Source organism: Neisseria dentiae, from assembly GCF_014055005.1.
Lineage (GTDB): Bacteria > Pseudomonadota > Gammaproteobacteria > Burkholderiales > Neisseriaceae > Neisseria > Neisseria dentiae.
In genome coordinates this window covers 1,198,693-1,217,931 of record NZ_CP059570.1, presented here as the reverse complement: position 1 = coordinate 1,217,931, position 19,239 = coordinate 1,198,693, and the positions used below count along the sequence as shown (strand labels likewise).

16 protein-coding genes, 2 tRNA genes and 2 pseudogenes are annotated in these 19,239 nt (G+C 56.8%); 14 read left to right on the top strand and 6 right to left on the bottom strand.

Features of this window, described 5'->3' with window-relative positions:
• Positions 1 to 68: 68 nt before the first annotated feature.
• The 3 genes from H3L92_RS05745 to hpnD all read right to left on the bottom strand — a co-directional run bounded on the left by H3L92_RS05745 (position 69) and on the right by hpnD (position 3,154).
• Positions 69 to 788 carry an SDR family oxidoreductase gene (locus H3L92_RS05745; protein WP_085364751.1) on the bottom strand — a complete coding sequence of 240 codons (720 nt, stop codon included), beginning with the start codon at positions 786 to 788 and terminating at the stop codon, positions 69 to 71.
• A gap of 192 nt (positions 789 to 980) precedes the next feature.
• Entirely contained in the window at positions 981 to 2,306 is a 1,326-nt protein-coding gene (gene hpnE, locus H3L92_RS05740) for a hydroxysqualene dehydroxylase HpnE (RefSeq protein WP_085364752.1), read from the bottom strand.
• Entirely contained in the window at positions 2,303 to 3,154 is an 852-nt protein-coding gene (gene hpnD / locus H3L92_RS05735) for a presqualene diphosphate synthase HpnD (protein ID WP_085364753.1), read from the bottom strand. Before hpnD ends, hpnE begins: the two co-directional genes overlap by 4 nt.
• Positions 3,155 to 3,318: 164 nt before the next feature.
• On the opposite strand from hpnD, the gene hscA reads away from it, so the two are divergent.
• The 10 genes and pseudogenes from hscA to H3L92_RS05685 all read left to right on the top strand — a co-directional run bounded on the left by hscA (position 3,319) and on the right by H3L92_RS05685 (position 10,852).
• Entirely contained in the window at positions 3,319 to 5,181 is a 1,863-nt protein-coding gene (hscA, locus tag H3L92_RS05730) for a Fe-S protein assembly chaperone HscA (protein WP_085364754.1), read from the top strand.
• A 250-nt stretch (positions 5,182 to 5,431) separates the two neighbouring features.
• A complete protein-coding gene (gene fdx / locus H3L92_RS05725) occupies positions 5,432 to 5,773 on the top strand; it encodes an ISC system 2Fe-2S type ferredoxin (protein WP_085364756.1) in 342 nt (113 codons plus the stop codon).
• Positions 5,774 to 5,968: 195 nt separating this feature from the next.
• Positions 5,969 to 6,719, top strand: a pseudogene (locus tag H3L92_RS05720) (IS5 family transposase).
• 95 nt (positions 6,720 to 6,814) lie between these two features.
• A pseudogene (locus tag H3L92_RS05715) lies at positions 6,815 to 7,424 on the top strand (IS1595 family transposase).
• Positions 7,425 to 7,461: 37 nt separating this feature from the next.
• Positions 7,462 to 8,367, top strand: a complete 906-nt coding sequence (gene hemF / locus H3L92_RS05710; protein WP_115336321.1) for an oxygen-dependent coproporphyrinogen oxidase — start codon at positions 7,462 to 7,464, stop codon at positions 8,365 to 8,367.
• 178 nt (positions 8,368 to 8,545) lie between these two features.
• Entirely contained in the window at positions 8,546 to 8,770 is a 225-nt protein-coding gene (locus H3L92_RS05705; RefSeq protein ID WP_085364758.1) for a sulfurtransferase TusA family protein, read from the top strand.
• 11 nt (positions 8,771 to 8,781) lie between these two features.
• Positions 8,782 to 9,378: an NMCC_0638 family (lipo)protein gene (locus tag H3L92_RS05700; RefSeq protein WP_085364759.1), complete on the top strand. Its 597-nt coding sequence runs from the start codon at positions 8,782 to 8,784 to the stop codon at positions 9,376 to 9,378.
• Positions 9,379 to 9,465: 87 nt separating this feature from the next.
• The gene (pyrC, locus tag H3L92_RS05695) at positions 9,466 to 10,503 is read left to right on the top strand and encodes a dihydroorotase (protein WP_085364760.1); all 1,038 of its coding nucleotides are present in this window, start codon (positions 9,466 to 9,468) and stop codon (positions 10,501 to 10,503) included.
• A gap of 182 nt (positions 10,504 to 10,685) precedes the next feature.
• Positions 10,686 to 10,762 (top strand) — tRNA-Arg (locus H3L92_RS05690).
• A 15-nt stretch (positions 10,763 to 10,777) separates the two neighbouring features.
• Positions 10,778 to 10,852: transfer RNA gene (locus tag H3L92_RS05685), tRNA-Glu, on the top strand.
• A gap of 163 nt (positions 10,853 to 11,015) precedes the next feature.
• Here the strand turns inward: H3L92_RS05685 and xseA are convergent.
• A complete protein-coding gene (gene xseA, locus H3L92_RS05680; protein ID WP_085364761.1) occupies positions 11,016 to 12,371 on the bottom strand; it encodes an exodeoxyribonuclease VII large subunit in 1,356 nt (451 codons plus the stop codon).
• A gap of 237 nt (positions 12,372 to 12,608) precedes the next feature.
• Between xseA and H3L92_RS05675 the strand changes: the two genes are divergently transcribed.
• The 4 genes from H3L92_RS05675 (at position 12,609) to lolD (ending at position 17,084) form a co-directional block, all read left to right on the top strand.
• Positions 12,609 to 13,868 carry a glutamate-5-semialdehyde dehydrogenase gene (locus tag H3L92_RS05675; protein WP_085364762.1) on the top strand — a complete coding sequence of 420 codons (1,260 nt, stop codon included), beginning with the start codon at positions 12,609 to 12,611 and terminating at the stop codon, positions 13,866 to 13,868.
• A 329-nt stretch (positions 13,869 to 14,197) separates the two neighbouring features.
• Positions 14,198 to 14,674 carry a transcription elongation factor GreA gene (gene greA, locus H3L92_RS05670; protein ID WP_085364923.1) on the top strand — a complete coding sequence of 159 codons (477 nt, stop codon included), beginning with the start codon at positions 14,198 to 14,200 and terminating at the stop codon, positions 14,672 to 14,674.
• Between the two features lie 483 nt (positions 14,675 to 15,157).
• Positions 15,158 to 16,408 carry a lipoprotein-releasing ABC transporter permease subunit gene (locus tag H3L92_RS05665; RefSeq protein ID WP_085364763.1) on the top strand — a complete coding sequence of 417 codons (1,251 nt, stop codon included), beginning with the start codon at positions 15,158 to 15,160 and terminating at the stop codon, positions 16,406 to 16,408.
• Entirely contained in the window at positions 16,401 to 17,084 is a 684-nt protein-coding gene (lolD, locus tag H3L92_RS05660; protein ID WP_085364764.1) for a lipoprotein-releasing ABC transporter ATP-binding protein LolD, read from the top strand. The genes H3L92_RS05665 and lolD overlap by 8 nt, the downstream gene beginning before the upstream one ends.
• Before the next feature lie 161 nt (positions 17,085 to 17,245).
• On the opposite strand, the gene H3L92_RS05655 is transcribed toward lolD, so the two are convergent.
• The gene (locus H3L92_RS05655) at positions 17,246 to 18,475 is read right to left on the bottom strand and encodes a beta-ketoacyl-ACP synthase (RefSeq protein ID WP_085364765.1); all 1,230 of its coding nucleotides are present in this window, start codon (positions 18,473 to 18,475) and stop codon (positions 17,246 to 17,248) included.
• Positions 18,469 to 19,197 (bottom strand): 3-oxoacyl-ACP reductase FabG, encoded by a 729-nt coding sequence (gene fabG / locus H3L92_RS05650; RefSeq protein ID WP_085364766.1) that lies wholly within the window; start codon positions 19,195 to 19,197, stop codon positions 18,469 to 18,471. The genes H3L92_RS05655 and fabG overlap by 7 nt, the downstream gene beginning before the upstream one ends.
• Between the last annotated feature and the right edge of the window lie 42 nt (positions 19,198 to 19,239).

The following is a 19,239-nucleotide window of genomic DNA, read 5'->3' as shown; positions in this document are numbered from 1 at the left end:
CGGCGTTCAGACGGCCTCAAGATAGTTTTGCAAAGGCCGCGGCCTGTGTTGCAGCAAGCCCGGCACGGCTACAGATACACGATTTCGCCGCTGCGGCCTTTGCTCTCTTCGCTGCTCCACCACACAAACTGCGGCATGATGTCTTCGTAGTTTTTGCGCTCGCTGCGGGCTTCGCCGGGGTGGGTTTTCATGCGCTGGGGCGAGTTGACGGCGCCGGGCACCAACACGTTGGCGCGAAGGTTGGGAAAGCGCGACCATTCGTCGGCGGCCACTTTGCACAAATAGTTCAGCGCGGCTTTCGACGCGCCGAAACCGCCCCAATAGGCTTTCGGGTCTTCGCCGTGGCTTTCGCCCACGAAAATCACCGAAGCGTCGGGCGATTCTTTCAACAGCGGGAGAAAGGCGCGGGTCAGCCCCATCGGGGCGACGGTGTTGATGCGGTATTGGTTTACCCATTCGGCCACGGTTTGGAAGTCGAGCGGCGAGAGGGCGTAGAAATAGCTGGCGCAATGCACGATGCCGTCGAGGCGGTTGCCGGTGGCCTCGGCAATGGTGGCGGCGAAGCGGTCGAACTCGGCTTCTTCGGCGGTGAGCAGGTCGAAGCAGATGGCAAACGGCTCGGGGCCGCCGGCGGCTACGATGTCGTCGTATACTTTTTCGAGCTTTTTCTGGTGACGCGCCACCAGCACGACGGTGGCGCCGGCGGCGGCATAGGCTTTGGCCACCTGCTCGCCTATGCCTTGCGATGCGCCGGTTACCAGAATGATTTTGTTTTGCAAGGGGTTCATGCGGAATCCTTTTTTGTTTGGGTGTTGCGGTATTTTTCAGACGGCCTGTGTTGGTTTGGACAGTTGAGCGTTTCAAAGGGGGCAAACCGCAGGTTTGCACACCGGTTATGTGTTTGGTTTGTTTAGTGTAGCTGCTGCAACACGCCCGCACAATTATCAAATTCGTTAAGGCCGTCTGAAAACAAACAGGCGTTAAAAAGCGTTTTTGATGCCGCAGCAATCGTTGTGGCACACATCCGCCGCGCTCAAGCCCGATTGCACGGCGGCTTCGAGGGTGGAAGGGTAGCGCGGGTGCAGGTAGTCGCCTGCGGGGTAGATGCGGCGGCGGTGCAGCCACGATAAATCGGGCAGGGTGCGGGCAACGGTTGCGGCGGCGGTGGCGCGCTGTTCGGTAATCACGCGGGCGGCCAGCGGTTCGCCGAGATAGGGGCAGAGCGTTTTCAAATCGGCGTGCACGCGCGCTGCCCATTCTTCGGGTTTCAGACGGCCGATAAGGTCGGACAAGCTGATAACGGCGGCGGTTTCGTTGGCGGGCAGGCCGAGTGCGCCGCGGTGGATAAACCATTGCGCCGTGCCTTCGGCCAGGCCGGTAAGCGGGGCGGGCAGGTGCACGGTTTCGGCGTAGCGCAGGTAAACGGTGGTGATGGCGTGGTAGCGGATGGCGTTGAAAGCCGACAGCACGGCAGCGGGCGTTTCAGACGGCATCAGCGCGGCCGCATGGTAGGGGGCGACGGCGAGCACGGCGGCATCGAAGGATTGGCCGTTTACCGCCACACGGCCGTCCGGCAGATTGGCCAGCCGCGCCACCCGCGCTTCCAAATGCACGGTTGCGCCGTGTTCGGCAAGGAATGCCAGCGCGGGTTCGGCGATGATGCTGCCCAAATCCTGCTTGGGCAGCAGATAATCGCTGCCTTCCTTGCTTGACCATACGCCGTCTTGCAGCACGTTGCACAGCGTGCGCAGGCCGGCGTGTTCGAGCGGTGTGTTGAGTGCGCCCCACACCAAAGGCTGCCAGAAGTTGCCGGTAAGTTTGCGCGAAACGTTGCGTTCGCGCAGCCACTCGGCCGTGCTGATGTCGGGCAGCGGCGAGGCGTGGTATTGCTGCAAGGCGTGCATATCGTTGAGCAGCCTGATTTTTTCGCCGAAAAGCAGGTTGCGGGCTTTGAGCAGGCCGAAGGCGATATGCAGCGGCGCGGGCAGGGAGGCCGCCTGAAACTGCAAGCCGTCGGCCAGATGCCATTGCAGCGGCAACCGCAAAAAGGCATCTTGTTCGCGCACGCCGATCAGCTGCATCAGCGAGAGCAGGCCGTGGTAAGCGCCGATCATGATGTGCTGGCCGTTGTCGAGAAAGCTGAACCCGGCTTGGTTGCCCGCGAGCATACGCGCCCGCCCGCCCGCCTGCTTGCCCGCTTCAAACAGGCTCACGTCGGCACGGCCGGCCAGCCGGGCGGCGGCGGAAAGGCCGGCCCAGCCTGCGCCGATCACGGCGATTTTCGGGCGGTGTGCGGTGGGTTTCATGGGTTAAATCCGAACAGCCAGGTTTTCAGGGCAATGCGCTTTTTGCGCGGCGAAGGGATGGAGATTTTGTATTGCAACACATGTTGGGCACCGTCGCGCTCGATTTCGTTCAGTAAAGCAAAGTAAATGCTGCCCATCACCAGGCCGACCTTTTGGTTTTTGCGCTCTTCGCGCGGCAGCAGCGCCACGGCTTCGCGGTAGGTTTGGCGGGCGCGTTCGATTTGAAACGCCATCAGCTCGGCAAATTCGGGCGTGGGCGTGCCTTGCAGAACGGTTTGCGCGGGCACGTTGAAGTGCTGCAATTCTTCGGTGGGCAGATAAATGCGGCCGTTGCGCGCGTCTTCGCCCACATCGCGGATGATGTTGGTTAATTGCAGGGCAAGGCCCATTTTGTCGGCATAATCCAGCGTTTCGGGGCGGGAAAAGCCGAGTATGCGCGTAATCAGCCGCCCCACCACGCCCGCCACGCGGTAGCAGTAAAGCTGTAAATCTTCAAAGCGACCGTAGCGCGCCTGCTCCAAATCCATCTGCATGCCGTTGATGATTTCTTCTAATTCGTTGTGCGGCAGCGAAAAATCGCGCACAATGGTTTTCAGTGCCCGGCAGACGGGGTGTTCGGGCGTTTGGCCGTCTGAAAAAACTTTTTTTAAATCGGCCCGCCACCAGTTGAGCGTGGTTTGGGCAACGTGCGGCTCGGAGCAGCCGTCCACCACATCGTCAAGCTCGCGGCAGTAGGCGTATAAAACCGTCATCGCGTTTTGCTTGGGCTGCGGCAGAAAACGGAAACCCGCCAAAAAGCTGGATTTACTTTCGGCGGCTTTTTGGCGGCAATATTCAAGCGGCTGCACGGCGGTTCCTGATTGGTTATTCGAATAAGGCGGGATTGTAGCGGGAAACAGGGGGGAGAACAATTTAAGCACCCGTATTCCCGACAAAATCACTCAACTACCCGCGCCAAATCTGCTAAAATACGCGCCGATTAAAAATAGATTACTCAAAAGGCACACAAAACATGGCACTTCTGCAAATCGCCGAACCCGGAATGTCGGCCGCACCGCACCAGCACCGTTTGGCCGTGGGCATCGATTTGGGCACCACCAACAGCCTGGTCGCCACGGTAAAAAGCGGCAGCGCCGCGTGCATTGCCGACGAACAAGGCCGCGTAACCCTGCCTTCGGTGGTGCGCTATTGCGAAGAAGCGCGCACCGAAACCGGCTACGACGCGCTCAAAGCCCAAAAAATCGACCCGCTCAACACCATTTCGTCGGCCAAACGCCTAATCGGCCGCACGCTGGCCGACCTGAAGCAAGACAGCCATTATCTGCCTTACCGCTTCGGCAGCAACGAACGCATTATCGAAATGCAAACCCGCCAGGGCGCGAAAACGCCGATAGACGTTTCCGCCGAAATTCTGCGCGCCCTCAAAACACGCGCCGAAAATGCCCTCGGCGGCGAGCTTACCGGCGCGGTGATTACCGTGCCCGCCTATTTCGACGACGCCCAGCGCCAAGCCACCAAAGATGCCGCGCGCCTGGCCGGTTTGAACGTTTTGCGCCTGCTCAACGAGCCGACCGCCGCCGCCATCGCCTACGGTTTGGACAACGCCTCCGAAGGCACGTTTGTGGTGTACGACCTCGGCGGCGGCACGTTCGACGTATCCGTGCTGCAATTGTCGAAAGGGTTGTTCGAAGTGAAAGCCACCGGCGGCAACAGTGCGCTGGGCGGCGATGATTTCGACCACCGCCTGTTCTGCCACCTGCTCGAGCAAAACAAGCTCTCACAGCTTAACGAGCAAGACAGCCAACTGCTGTTAAGCCTCGCCCGCGCCGCCAAAGAAGCCCTAACCACCGACAACAGCACCACCATTCAGGCAGCACTTTCAGACGGCCGCAAGGTCGACAGCACCATTACCCGCCAAGAATTCCAAAACCTTACCCAACACTTGGTGGCCAAAACCATCGAGCCGGTAAAACAGGCGCTGAAAGACGCCGGCGTAACCAAAGCCGCCATCAAAGGCGTGATTATGGTGGGCGGCGCCACCCGTATGCCCCATGTGCAGCAGGCCGTCGCCACCTATTTCGGCCAAACCCCGCTCAACAATCTCAACCCCGACGAAGTGGTGGCGCTGGGCGCCGCCATGCAGGCCAACGTGCTGGCGGGCAACAAAAACGACGGCGAATGGCTGCTGCTCGACGTTACCCCCTTGTCGCTCGGCCTCGAAACCTACGGCGGATTGGTTGAAAAAATCATTCCCCGCAACAGCACCCTGCCCACCGCCCGCGCACAGGAATTCACCACCTTTAAAGACGGCCAAACCGCCATGACCATCCACGTGGTGCAGGGCGAGCGCGAGCTGGTGGCCGACTGCCGCAGCCTCGCCAAATTTACCCTGCGCGGCATTCCGCCGATGGTGGCGGGCGCCGCGCGTATCCGTGTAACCTTCCAAGTGGACGCCGACGGCCTGCTTTCCGTGTCTGCCCGCGAACAATCCACCGGCGTGCAGGCGCAAATCGAAGTGAAACCTTCCTACGGGCTGGACGACGAAACCATCACCCGTATGCTGAAAGAGAGCATGGCCAACGCTTCCGACGACATGGCCGCCCGCGCCCGCGCCGAAGCCGTGGTGGAAGCCGAAGGCTTAACCGCAGCGGTGAAAGCCGCGCTCGAACTCGACGGCGACCTGCTCGACGAAAACGGCCTGCACGCCGTTCAGACGGCCGTTGCCGAGCTGGAAAACCAAATGCAGACCGGCAGCGCCGAAGCCATCCGCGCCGCCGTATCCGCCCTCGGCCACGCCACCGACGATTTCGCCGCCAAGCGCATGAACCGCAATATCCAGCGCGCGCTGGCGGGTAAAAACGTGGAAGAACTTTGACGGTTTCAGACGGCCCCGAAAGAAATATAGTGAATCCACTTACTCCGTTACGGCGTTGCCGCGCCTTAGCTCAAAGAGAACGATTTTGTAAGCCGCTGAAGCGGCAACAGAATCGGTTCCGTACTATCTGTACTGTCTTCGGCTTGCTGCCTTGTACCGAAGTAAGTGGATTCACTATATCATTAAGCCTTTACAGGCCGTCTGAAAACCTTATTCAATCAAAAATATCACCAGAAAGAACCGACACACCATGCCGAAAGTAACCGTACTCCCCCATGCCGAACTTTGCCCAGAAGGCAAAACCATAGAAAACGCCCCGCAAGGGCAAACCATCTGCGACCTGCTGCTCGACAACGACATCGAAATCGACCACGCCTGCGAAAAATCCTGCGCCTGCACCACCTGCCACGTTATCGTGCGCAAAGGCTTCGACAGCTTGGAGGAGCCGAGCGAAATCGAAGAAGACCTGCTCGATCAGGCATGGGGCTTGGAGGCCGAATCGCGTCTGAGCTGCCAGGCCAAAGTGGCGGATGAAGATTTGGTGGTGGAAATCCCGAAATACACCATCAACCATGCCCGCGAACACCATTAACCGAGGGCATCAACTGTTCATGGTATTGTGGAAATAGGTTAAGAAGAAACATGAGTGAAAGTATCAAGTGCCTATTATTTTTGAAATGGTGAAAAGGTGATCGAATGAAGTTCAGGTATAATGCAATATCGCGGATACATATATTATAGGCTCTAGGGTCTGTCGACATTCAAGTTTTCAGTGTATCCTATCCTCATGACCAGATATATTCTGACCGATGCACAGTGGGCAAAAATTGAGCCTTTATGCCAAGGAAAAGTTGGCGATGCCGGCCGAACCGCTGTCGATAACCGATTATTTATAGAAGCCATACTATGGATTATCCGTACCGGCAGTCCTTGGCGCGATCTGCCCGAAGAGTTCGGTAATTGGAAAAGTATCCACAAACGCTACCGCAGATGGGTCTTGGCCGACCGTTTTCATGATATTTTTGAAGAACTGAACCGTGATCTCGATATGGAGTATGTCATGATTGACGGCACAATTGTCAAAGTTCACCGCCACGGTCAGGGTGCAAAAGGGGGACTCTAAATCAGGCCATCGGCCAATCCAAAGGCGGGATGACGACCAAGATTTTGGCTATGGTGGATGCTTTGGGGAACCTGATTGACTTCAAACTGATGCCTGGTCAGCGCAATGACATTTGCGGCGTAGAACCGCTGATTAAAGAAAAGGAATTTGATGCTTTATTGGCGGATAAAGCCTTTGATGCCGACTGGCTGGTCGAAGAGTTGACCGAAAGGGGGAGTAAGGTGGTTATTCCGCCGCGTAACAACCGCAAATTGCAGCGGGAACACGACAAGATGATGTATTGCTGGCGACATTTGATTGAGAACTTTTTTGCAAACTCAAAGAATTCAAAAAGATTGCGATGCGCGCAGAAAAAACCGACCAATCTTTTGCTGCCAATATTTACCTTGCTGCTGCCGTATTGAAATTAAGGTAAACTTGAATGTCGACAAACCCTAGGGAAATTCAAATTCAGTTAGAATAATCCCTATGAGAAAAAGCCGTTGAAGCCACTACAAACAAAACAAACTCATCGAACTATTTGTAGCAGGCGTTACAGCACGGACAGCTGCCGAACTGGTTGGTGTAAACAAAAATACTGCCGCCTATTATTTTCATCGTCTGTGATTACTCATCTATCAAAACAGCCCGCATTTGGAAATGTTTGATGGCGAATGTAGAAATTGATGAAAGTTATTTTGGCGGGCAACGCAAAGGCAAACGCGGACGCGGTGCTGTCGGCAAAGTCGCTGTATTCGGTCTTTTGAAACGCAAAGGCAAAGTTTATACGGTTACCGTGCCGAATACACAAACAGCTACGTTACTGCCGATTATCCGCGAACAAATAAAGCCGGATAGCATTGTTTATACTGATTGCTACAAAAGTTATGATGTACTTGATGTGGGTGAATTCCGCCACTTTCGTATCAATCACAGTATACATTTTACAGAACGACAAAATCACATTAATGGGATTGAGAACTTTTGGAATCAGGCAAAACGACATTTACGTAAGTTTAACGGTATTCCCAAAGAGTATTTTGAGCTGTATTTAAAGGAGTGCGAATGGCGTTTCAACAACAGTGAAATAAAGTCTCAAATTTTTATTTTAAAACAATTAGTAAAGAACGATTTATCCTAGTTATCTAGGACAGCCACAAATAATTTAAGGAACCATCATGCACACGGAATCGGTATTGCCCTTGTTGCAAAACCTGCAACACCAAATCTGCGCGGCGCTCGAAGAAGAAGACGGCGGGGCGCGTTTTATTGCCGATTGCTGGCAGAGCAAGCTCGGCACGGGCGAGAGCAGGGTGATGAAAAACGGCGCGGTATTCGAGCAGGCGGGGGTGAATTTTTCGCATGTGAAAGGCGGCGCCATGCCTGCTTCGGCCACCGCGCACCGCCCCGAGCTGGCGGGTGCGCCGTTTGAGGCGGGGGGCGTGTCGCTGGTGATTCACCCGAAAAACCCCTATGTGCCCACCAGCCATGCCAACGTGCGCTTTTTTATTGCTTATCCTGAAGGCAGGGAGCCGGTGTGGTGGTTCGGCGGCGGCTTCGATTTAACGCCGTTTTATCCGTTTGAAGAGGATATTCTGCATTGGCACCGAACCGCAGCCGCCGTGTGCGCCCCGTTCGGCGGCGAAGTTTATCCGCAATACAAACAATGGTGCGACGAATATTTTTATCTGAAACACCGGGGCGAAACACGCGGTGTGGGCGGCTTGTTTTTCGACGATTTGAACCGCTGGCCGTTCGACACCTGCCTGAACTTTATCCGCGCCGTCGGCGAAGGCTACATCGAAGCTTATCTGCCGATTGTGGCGCGCCGCAAACATACGGTATTCGGTGAGCGCGAGCGCAATTTCCAGCTTTACCGCCGGGGCCGTTATGTGGAGTTTAATCTGGTGTGGGACAGGGGCACGCTGTTCGGCCTGCAAAGCGGCGGGCGCACGGAGAGCATTTTGATGTCGATGCCGCCGCTGGTGCGTTTCGAATATGCCTATACGCCTGAAGCAGGCTCGCCCGAAGCGCGTTTGAACGACTTTTTAAAGCCGCGCAACTGGCTGGCCGAGCTGGCTTAAATCCGATATTTATAGTGGCTTAAATTCAACACGTGCAGCGTTGCTCCGCCTTGCCGTACCGCCTGTACCGCCTGCGGCTTGGCGCCTTGTCCTATTTTGAATTTAAGCCGCTATAAAGTTTAAGCAAACGCCTTGTGCAGCGTATAATAATGCCCGACCCGAAAACGAGCTTCCCATTATGAACGCACAAACTTTAGACGTAACCGGATTGAAATGCCCGCTGCCGATTCTGCGCGCCAAAAAAGCGCTGGCGCAGATGCAGGCCGAAGATATTCTTACCGTATTGGCCACCGACGGCGGCGCGCCCGACGATTTCGCCGCCTTTTGCCGCCAAACCGGCCATGTGCTGTTGGAATCTTCCGAATCCGGCGGCGTGTTCAAGCTGGTTGTCAAACACAAATAAGGCCGTCTGAAATGAACACCGTTGTTTTCCGCCTGCTGCCGCCCGTGTTTGCGGTTTTGCTGGCTGCCTGCGGGCAGAGCGGCGTTGCGCCGGAGCAGGCGGCCGCTTATTCCGCCGAAGCCGTGCGGCTGTTCGCACAAGGTTGTGTCGCGCACGGCGGCAATGCGCAGCGCACGGCAGCATGGGCGCGGCAGCACAACTTGCAGCCTTTAAGTGCCGAAGCCGTGAAAAAACTGCCGGCGGGCATGATGGAGCCGGACGCGCAAGCCGTGTGGCAAACAGAGCGCAACGGTGCTGTGTTTTACCTCAGCACCGCGCCCGCTTCGTGCAGCGTTAAAACCGCCGTTGCCGACGAAGCCGCCGCCCGCCGCGATGTTGTGGCGATGGCCGAACAGGGCGGGGAAGGGGCGGCGGCGCGGTTCCGTTCGGAAAACAGCGTTTCCTCGCCGTTTCCTTTCCGTCAATTGGTTTATACCCGTTTGGATTCCGGCAGCAGCGAAGAAATCCTGCTGACCGCCAACACGTCGCCTTCCGGGCATGTGCCCGCGCAACTGGCGCTCCATCTCAGCCGCCGGCCGCTGGGGTTAAACCCGGTTGTGAATCCGTAACGGCATCAGGCCGTCTGAAAAAGTTTCAGACGGCCTAATGCAATCAAAGTATCTAAATATTATTGAATACAGAAACAAAGGAATATCATGCAAACCTTAACCATTATCCAGCCCGACGATATGCACCTGCACCTGCGCGACGGCGAAGCCCTCAAAGCCGTGCTGCCGTTTACCGCCCGCCAGATGGGGCGCGCCGTGATTATGCCCAACCTGAAACCGCCGGTGGTCAGCGTGGCCGACGCGCTGGCCTATAAACAGCGCATTTTGGCCGCCCTGCCCGAAGGCAGCACTTTCGAGCCGCTGATGACGCTCTACCTCACCGACAAATCCACGCCTGAGCTTGTGCGCGAAGCCAAAGCCGCCGGTATTGTCGCGTTCAAACTCTATCCCGCAGGCGCAACCACCAATTCCGATTCGGGCGTAACCGACTTGTTCAAACTGATTCCCGTTTTGGAAGAAATGGCTGCGCAGAACATTCTGTTTTTGGTGCACGGCGAAGTTACCGACCCCGAAATCGACATTTTCGACCGCGAAGCCGTGTTTATCGAGCGCGTGATGAAGCCTGTGTTAGAAAAAGTGCCCGGCCTGAAAGTGGTGTTCGAGCATATCACCACCGCCGACGCCGCCCGCTTGGTTATGGAGGCGGGCGACAACGTAGCCGCCAGCGTTACCCCGCAGCACCTGCTGCTCAACCGCAACGACTTGCTGGTGGGCGGCGTGCGCCCGCACCATTACTGCCTGCCCGTGCTCAAGCGCGAAAGCCACCGCAAGGTATTGGTGGCGGCCGTAACCGGCGAAAAATCGCACAAATTCTTTTTGGGCACCGATTCCGCGCCGCACGCCCAATCCGCCAAAGAAAATGCCTGCGGTTGCGCGGGCATGTTCAGCGCCGCCACCGCCATCGAGCTATACGCCGAAATTTTTGAAAACGCCGGTGCGTTAAACAAACTCGAAGCCTTCGCCTCGAAAAACGGCGCCCGCTTCTACGGCCTGCCCGAAAACCCGCGCACCATCACACTGGTGAAACGCCCCCAGCAGGTTGCACCCAAAGTGCCGTTCGGCAACGGTGATGCGCTGGTGCCGATGCGGGGCGGAGAAAGCGTAAGCTGGACGGTGGAATATTAAAAAGTTTTCAGACGGCCTCAAGCCACAGTTTGGGCTGTCTAAAAAACTTTTATTGAGGCAAATTAAATTCGATATAAAATCAAAAAAATAGATTTTTTTTTAGAAAAACCGCTGGACAAACAAACCGTGTTGCCATATTATTCGCGTTCTTGATTCACGGCAAACACGAAGCGGTGAAGCACGCACCCGTAGCTCAGTTGGATAGAGTATCTGGCTACGAACCAGAGGGTCGGGCGTTCGAATCGCTCCGGGTGCGCCACAAATTATTTTATCCGCGCCCATCGTCTAGCGGTTAGGACATCGCCCTTTCACGGCGGTAACCGGGGTTCGATTCCCCGTGGGCGTGCCATATTTTCCAAGCCCTTCGGGATATCCGAAGGGCTTGGTTTTTGCTTTTCCGTTGTGCCGCGCAACGACAGTAATGGGATGTTTCAGGCCGTCTGAAACATCCCATTACCGTCATACCCGGGCTTGGCCCGGGTATCTCTGTTTTTTCAAAACAATGAACGGATTTACGAATAATCAAACAAATCAGGCTGTGCCGTTTCGCCGGTAACGCGCACATCGGTTGCGCCGTCGGCAAATGTGATGTGCAGCTTCTGCCCTTGTTTCAAGGCCGCCGCGCTGCGGATGACTTGGCCGCGGCTGTTTTTCACCACCGAAAAGCCGCGTTCGAGAATATGCTGCGGCGACACCGCTTCGAGCAAGGCGGCCTGTTTTTCCAACAGTTGCCGGCGGTTGGCGAGCAGGTTGTGCCAATGCTGCTTTAAGGCCGTCTGAAAACTTTGCACATCGCGCGCAGCGCCGGAAACATCGGGGCACAGGTGGGCCAGCTGCTGTTGTTGGCGGGCAAACCGTTGTGCGTGGAAACGGTGGTTGTTTTGCATGGCAAAGCGCAGCGATTGCGCCAGCGTGTGCAGTTGAGCGCGCTGCTCGTTTAGTTTCTGCTGCGGGTGGCGGATTTGGCGGGCGAACCAGTCGGTTTTCTGGCTGGCATCGTAATAACGCTGCTGCAAAGCGGTTTTCAGACGGCCTTGCGCCTGCGCCAGTTTGTGCAGCGATTCCAAGCGGTTGGGGCTGACCAGCTCGGCTGCGCCGGTGGGTGTGGGTGCGCGCACGTCGGCAACGAAGTCGGCCAGCGTGAAGTCGGTTTCATGTCCGACACCGCTGACCACCGGAATCGGGCAGGCCTCGATGGCGCGCACGACGATTTCTTCGTTAAACGACCACAAATCTTCAATGCTGCCGCCGCCGCGGCACACAATCAACACATCGGCTTCATTGCGTTGGCCGGCCGCTTGAATGGCTTGGGCAATCTGCAATTCGCTGCCTGAGCCTTGTACGGCGGTAGGATAAATAATAACGGGGATTTCCGGCGCGCGCCGTTTCAGGGTGGACACCACGTCGCGCAGAGCCGCGGCCGCCAAGCTGGTTACAATGCCGATAACACGCGGATGGGCGGGCAGCGGCTTTTTGCGTTCTGCCGCAAACACACCTTCTGCTTGCAGCTTGGCTTTCAGCTTTTCATAGGCTTCGTAAAGCTGCCCCAAGCCTTTGAGCCGCACTTCGTTCACGGTAATCTGAAATTCGCCGCGTGCTTCGTAAATGCCGATTCTGCCGGTCAGTTCGATGTGGTCGCCTTCTTTCAGCGGGGCGGGCAGTTTCGCCGCCGTGCCTTTAAACATGGCGCAACGCACCTGTGCGCGGCTGTCTTTCAGCGAGAAATAATAATGCCCGCTGGCGGCGCGGGTGAGGTTGGATACTTCGCCCGCCACCCACAGGCCGAACAGGTTTTCTTCCAGCAGGCTTTTGGCTAAGGCGTTCAGTTCGGATACGGAAACGGCGGCAGGGGCGAATAGTTCGGACATGGCGGGGCGTTTTGAAAAAGTTAGGGCGGCATTATATAGCGAATCGGTTTTTTTCTATACCGCAAGGCAGATGCGGCGGCGCGGCAAAAAATAATACCGCTTGAAATCGCGTTCAGACGGCCTTATAGTGAAACCCCGCCAAACTGCCGTTTGCATCCGGTTTGGCAAAGATTCGGGCCTGCCGACGATGCGCCCGAAGCCGTGCCACCGCAACTTTACCGTTAACGCCGAGCCATTATGCAGAACATTCACGATTACGTCCGCCAAACCGCCGCCGCCGCCAAACAGGCTTTTTATGACATGGGCGCTGCCACTACGGCGCAGAAAAACGCCGCGCTGCTACGCATGGCCGAATTGATCCGGCAGCACAGCGCGGAAATTATCACCGCCAACGCGCAAGATATGGAGCAGGCCGCCGCCAAAGGCTTGGAGCCGTCGATGCTCGACCGTTTGAAGCTGACCGAAAACGCGGTTGAAAATATGTGCGAAGGCTTGCGCCAAGTGGCTGCTTTGCCCGACCCCGTGGGCGAGATGGACGAATTCCGCCTGCGCCCCAACGGCCTGCAAATCGGCAAAATGCGCGTGCCTTTGGGCGTGATCGGCATGATTTACGAATCGCGCCCCAACGTTACCATCGACGCCGCCGCCTTATGCCTGAAGTCGGGCAACGCCTGCGTGTTGCGCGGCGGCAGCGAGGCTTTTCACAGCAATATGGCCATTGCCAAACTGATCACCCAAGCCCTGCGTGAAAACGGCCTGCCCGCCGATGCCGTGCGCCTGATTGAAAACACCAGCCGCGAAAGCGTGGGCGCGATGCTGCAAAGCCCCGACTTAATCGACGTGATTATCCCGCGCGGCGGCAAATCGCTGGTGGCGCGCATCAGCGCGGAGGCACGCGTGCCCGTGATCAAACATCTCGACGGCATCTGCCATGTGTATATCGACCGCGCCGCCGACGTGCAAAAAGCGCTGGACATTGCCTTTAACGCCAAAACCTCGCGCTACGGCACCTGCAACACCATGGAAACGCTGCTGGTGCACGAAAGCCGCGCCGCCGAAATCCTGCCGCCGCTGGCCGAAAAATATGCTGAAAAAGGTGTGGAGTTGCGCGGCTGTACCCGCACGAGGGCCATTCTGCCCGGTATTCAGACGGCCTCAAGCGAAGACTGGGACACCGAATATCTCGCCCCCATACTGGCGGTTAAAGTGGTGGACAGCCTGGCCGAAGCCATTGCCCACATCAATACCCACGGCAGCCACCACACCGACAGCATCGTTACCGAATCCTACACCGATGCGCAAACCTTCCTGCGCACGGTTGACAGCGCCAGCGTGATGGTAAACGCCAGCACCCGCTTTGCCGACGGTTTCGAATACGGCTTGGGCGCGGAAATCGGCATTTCCACCGATAAAATCCACGTGCGCGGCCCCGTCGGCCTGCACGGGCTGACCTCGCAGAAATGGGTGGTGCTGGGCAACGGCCAGGTTCGCGGATAAAGCATAACGGGCCGCCGCGCAGGTTTCAGACGGCCGGTTCGGCCTAAACCCTTGCCGGCTTTAAAACGCTTGCGCCGTATTTCGGAAATGCCTTTTTGCGCGGGCGTTTCAAACCGTGCAACACATTTTCCCGACAAACGCGGAAAACTTTGCCCGCGCGGTTGTTTTTAGATACAATCACGCTTTCACAAATGATTTTCGAGCAAGCCGCCGTTTTTTGGCGGCTTGTATTTTTATTTGCGGAAACAGCGGTTATGTTGAAAGGTTATGCCGCTGTTTTCCGGCCAGTATTTCTACGGCTGAACAGCCGTTTTACGGAGAATAGATCCATGCAGAAAATTCCGTTAACCGTGCGCGGTGCAGAATTGTTAAAAGCAGAGTTGCAACATCTGAAAAGCGTTGCCCGCCCCGAAGTGATTGAAGCGATTGCCGAGGCGCGCTCGCACGGCGATTTGTCGGAAAACGCCGAATACGAAGCGGCCAAAGAACGCCAAGGCTTTATCGAAGGCCGTATTTCGGAAGTGGAACACAAACTTTCCATCGCCCACATCATCAACCCCGCAGAAATCCATGCCGAAGGCAAAGTGGTGTTCGGCGCGACGGTAACGCTGGAAGATTTGGACACCGAAGAGCGCGTGCGCTACCAAATCGTCGGTGAAGACGAGGCCGACATCAAAGAAAACAAAATCTATGTAGGCTCGCCCATCGCCCGCGCCCTGATTGGAAAGGAAGAGGGCGACGTGGCCGAAGTGCAGGCCCCGGGCGGCGTGCGCGAGTATGATATTGTGCAGGTGGAGTATATCTGAGTCGATAGAAACCTTCGGGTTGCATTCAGGCCGTCTGAAAACCACGCCGCTCCGAAACCGGGCCGCGGTTGTTTTCAGACGGCCTGAAGCCTTTGCAAGTTTGCAGCATGGAATCTTTGCAAAATTCAAATGACCATCTGATAAAGCTAATGGCGGGTTTTAAGTATTTCAGACGGCCTTAGGGCAGGCCGTCTGAAATATCCAACCGTCGTCATACTCGGGCTTGACCCGAGTATCTGGTATTTCTTTTGAAACAAAAAGATGCCCGGGTCAAGCCCGGGCATGACGCAAGTGTTTTCGTGAGCTGAGGCCTTTGCAAAAATATCTTCCAGGCTTTTGAGCGGCATTCGGTCGGGGTTTGCAGCCCCCGCTTTAGCGCAATCGTGCGTTTATTGGCAAAGCGGCTACCCTTCTTAAAGAAGTTTAGCGGTAAATAAGGTACAATGCGCGCTTATTTTAATTGGATAAAGGGTGCTTTTGCACATGGCTTCTTTAGAAACTTGGATCGGTTTGCGTTACCTCAGGGCCAAAAAGCGCAACGGTTTTATGTCGTTTATTACCATGATTTCGATTGCGGGCATTGCGTTGGGCGTAACCGCGCTGATCGTGGTGCTGTCGGTGATGAACGGCTTTCAGAAAGAAATCCGCGGCCAGCTTCTGAACGTGGCGCCGCACGCCGAAATCGGCTATTACGACACCGGCAACGGCGAGAGCTGGCAGAGTTTGCGCGGCTTTGTGAAAGGGCGCAAAGAAGTTTTGGCAACCGCCCCTTATGTTGCCGATCAGGCGTTGCTGGCCAACTCGGGCGAAGTACGCGGCGTGCAGCTTCGCGGCGTGTTGCCCGAGGAAGAAAAAAACGTGGTGGATTACGGCAAAGATATGCCGGTGGGCAGCTTCAACGATTTGAAGCCCGGTGAATTCGATATTATTCTCGGCGAAGGTTTGGCCGAGGCGCTCGGCGCGGAAAAAGGCGGCAAAGTTACCGTGATTACGCCGGAAGGCAACGTTACCCCCGCCGGCGTGGTGCCGCGCCTGAAGCAGTTCAACGTGGTGGGTATCGTGAAAACGGGCGTGTACGAAGTGGATAACTCGCTGGCGATGACGCACATCAAAGACGCCCAAGTACTCTACCGTTTGGGCGACGGCGTGGGCGGTTTGCGCATCAAACTTGCCGATCCGCAGAATGCGCCCGCGTTTACCCGCGATTTGGTTCCGCAGGCGCAGAAAGACAAAGTGTGGGCGCGCGACTGGACGTTTTCCAACCGCAGCTATTTTGAAGCGGTGGAGCTGGAAAAACGTATGATGTTCATCATCTTAACGCTGATTATCGCCGTGGCGGCGTTTAATTTGGTGTCGTCGCTGGTGATGGCCGTTACCGAAAAACAGGCCGATATCGCCATTTTGCGCACGCTGGGCCTGCCGCCTGCGGGTGTGATGAAAATCTTTATGGTGCAGGGTGCGTTTGCCGGCTTTTTCGGCACCCTGATCGGCGTGGTTTGCGGCGTGCTGCTGGGTATGAACGTGGGGCGTATCGTGGCGTTTTTTGAAGATTTGTTCGGTATGCAGCTGATTAACTCGCAGATTTACTTTATCGACTACCTGCCCAGCGACGTGAATCCCGACGATGTGCTGGTGATTGCCGCCATCTCGCTGGCGCTGGCCTTTATCGCCACGCTGTATCCGAGTTGGCGGGCGGCGAAAACCCAACCTGCGGAGGCTTTGCGTTATGAATAATATTGTGTTGGGCTGCAACGGGGTGGCTAAAAGCTATAACGACGGCGCGTTAAACGTGCAGGTGCTCAACGGCCTTAATCTGCAAGTGGCCGAGGGCCAAAGCGTGAGTATTATCGGTGCTTCGGGCAGCGGCAAATCGACGCTGCTGCACATACTCGGCGGCTTGGATATGCCCACTTCGGGCAGCGTGAACCTGATGGGCAACGATTTGGGCAAGCTGAACCAGAAACAGTTGGGCGATTTGCGCAACCGTTATTTGGGTTTTGTGTATCAGTTCCATCATCTGTTGCCCGAGTTTTCGGCGTTGGAAAACGTGATGATGCCGCTTTTAATCGGCAAAAAAATAAAAGCCGAAGCCGAAGCGCAGGCAGCGGAAATGTTGGAAAAAGTCGGCTTGAAAGCGCGTATGCTGCACCGTCCGAGCGAACTTTCCGGCGGCGAACGCCAGCGCGCCGCCATTGCCCGTGCGCTGGTTACCCGCCCCAAATGCCTACTGGCCGACGAGCCGACCGGCAACCTCGACCGCAAAAACGCACAAAACGTGCTGGATATGATGTTGGCGCTGAAAAGCGAGTTGGGCACCAGCTTGGTTGTGGTTACCCACGACGACGAATTGGCCGCCCGCTTCGACCGTGTGATGACCATGACCGACGGCCGTTTGGCGGATAAGTTGTAACGGCGCGGCAAAACGGCCAATGATTCCGCCCTGCTTGAAACGGCTTCAGGCAGGGCGGATTTTTTGGATGTTGCAAAAGTTTTAGCTTGAGACCTTTGCAAAAATACCCTGAAGGCCGTCTGAAATAATTTTTCAGACGGCCTGCAACCTTTGTATAACAATCAGCCGCGCCAGCGTTTGAACACCAGCGAAGTGTTCACGCCGCCGAAAGCGAAGTTGTTGTTGACCACATAATCGGTGCGGATTTCGCGCCCTTCGCCGCGGATGTAGTCCACACCGCCGCATAACGGGTCGATGTTGTCGAGGTTGACGGTGGGGGCGAACCAGCCACTGTTCATCATTTCGATGGAAAACCATGATTCGAGTGCGCCGCAGGCGCCGAGGGTGTGGCCGAAGTAGCTTTTTTGCGAACTGAGCGGGATTTGGCCGAACAAGGCGGCGGTGGCTTGGGTTTCGGCGATGTCGCCCTTTTCGGTGGCGGTGCCGTGGCCGTTGACGTAGCCGACTTGGTCGGGCGTGATGTTTGCGTCTTTGAGCGCCATTTCCATACAGCGCTGCATGGTGGCTTGTTGCGGTTGGGTGATGTGGGCACCGTCGCTGTTGGCACCGTAGCCGACGATTTCGGCGTAGATTTCGGCACCGCGCGCAAGGGCGTGTTGCAGCTCTTCCAATACCAACATGCCTGCCCCTTCGCCGATAACCAAGCCGTCGCGGGCGGTGTCGTAAGGGCGCGGGGTCAGTTCGGGTTCGTTGTTGCGGCGGCTGGCGGCATAGAGCGAGTCGAACACATAGACTTCAGAGGGGCAGAATTCTTCGCTGCCGCCGCCCAGCATCATATCGATCAGGCCGTATTTGATGGCTTCATAAGCGTAGCCTATGCCTTGGCTGCCCGAAGAGCAGGCGCTGGAGGTGGGGATGATGCGGCCGGTGAGGCCGAAAAAGATGCCGATATTGGCGGCGATGGTGTGCGGCATCATGCGCACATAGGTGTTGGCGTTGAAGTTGCGCGAGTTGCCGTGCAACACCAAATCGCCCATCACGCCCACGTCTTTGGTGCTGCCTACCGACGAGCCGGCGGCAACGCCCATGCGGCCGTCTTGGATGCGCCCGTCGCCCAACAAGCCGGCATCGGCCAGCGCCTGTTCGGCTGCATCGACGGCCATTTGGGTGCCGCGGCCCATGCCGCGCAGTTGTTTGCGCGTCCAATGTTCGGGGGCGCGGTAGCTTTCTACCGGCGCGCCCAGCCGTGCTTCCAGTTCGGGAAACTGTTCCGCCCAATCCATGATTTTTACGGCATTGCGGCCGCGCTCGAAGCCTGAACGGACGCTTTCCCAATCGCGCCCGAAGGCGGTGACGGCTCCTATGCCTGTTACCACTACCCGTCTCAACACAAACCTCCGTTCACCGCAATCACCTGCCGCGTGATATAGGCGGCTTTTTCGTCCATCAGAAACCGTACCGCGTGCGCCACTTCTTCGGGCGTGCCCATGCGGGCGGCGGGCGTGGCTTTTAAAATTTCTTCTACCGGCACGTTGCCGTCAACGATTTCGGTGCCGATCAGGCCGGGCGCCACGCAGTTGACGGTGATTTTACGCTTGGCAAGCTCCACCGCCAGCGCTTTGGCCGCGCCGATAAGGCCGGCCTTCGAGGCGCTGTAATTCACTTGGCCGCGGTTGCCGGTCAGGCCGGAAACCGATGCCATACACACGATGCGGCCGGCTTTGCGGCGGCGTATCATCGGCATCACCACCGGATGCAGTACGTTATAAAAGCCGTCGAGGTTGGTGCGCAACACGGTGTCCCAATCGTCGTCTTCAAAGGCGGGGAAGGCGTTGTCGCGGGTGAGGCCGGCGTTGAGTACCACGCCGTAATAGGCACCGTGCCGTTCGATGTCGGCGGCCAATACTTCGCGGCAGGCGGCGCGGTCGGCGATGTCGAACTGCAACACGCGCGCCTGCCTGCCCTGTTGGCGGACGGCTTCGGCCACGGTTTCGGCTTCGCTGCGGCGGCTGCGGCAATGTACAACGATATCGTAGCCGTCGGCCGCCAGCGCCAGCGCGATGGCTTTGCCTATGCCGCGGTTGGAGCCGGTTATCAGAATGGTTTCGTTCATGCGTTTTCTTTCGGTTGTGTTTGAGGCCGTCTGAAAAAAGTG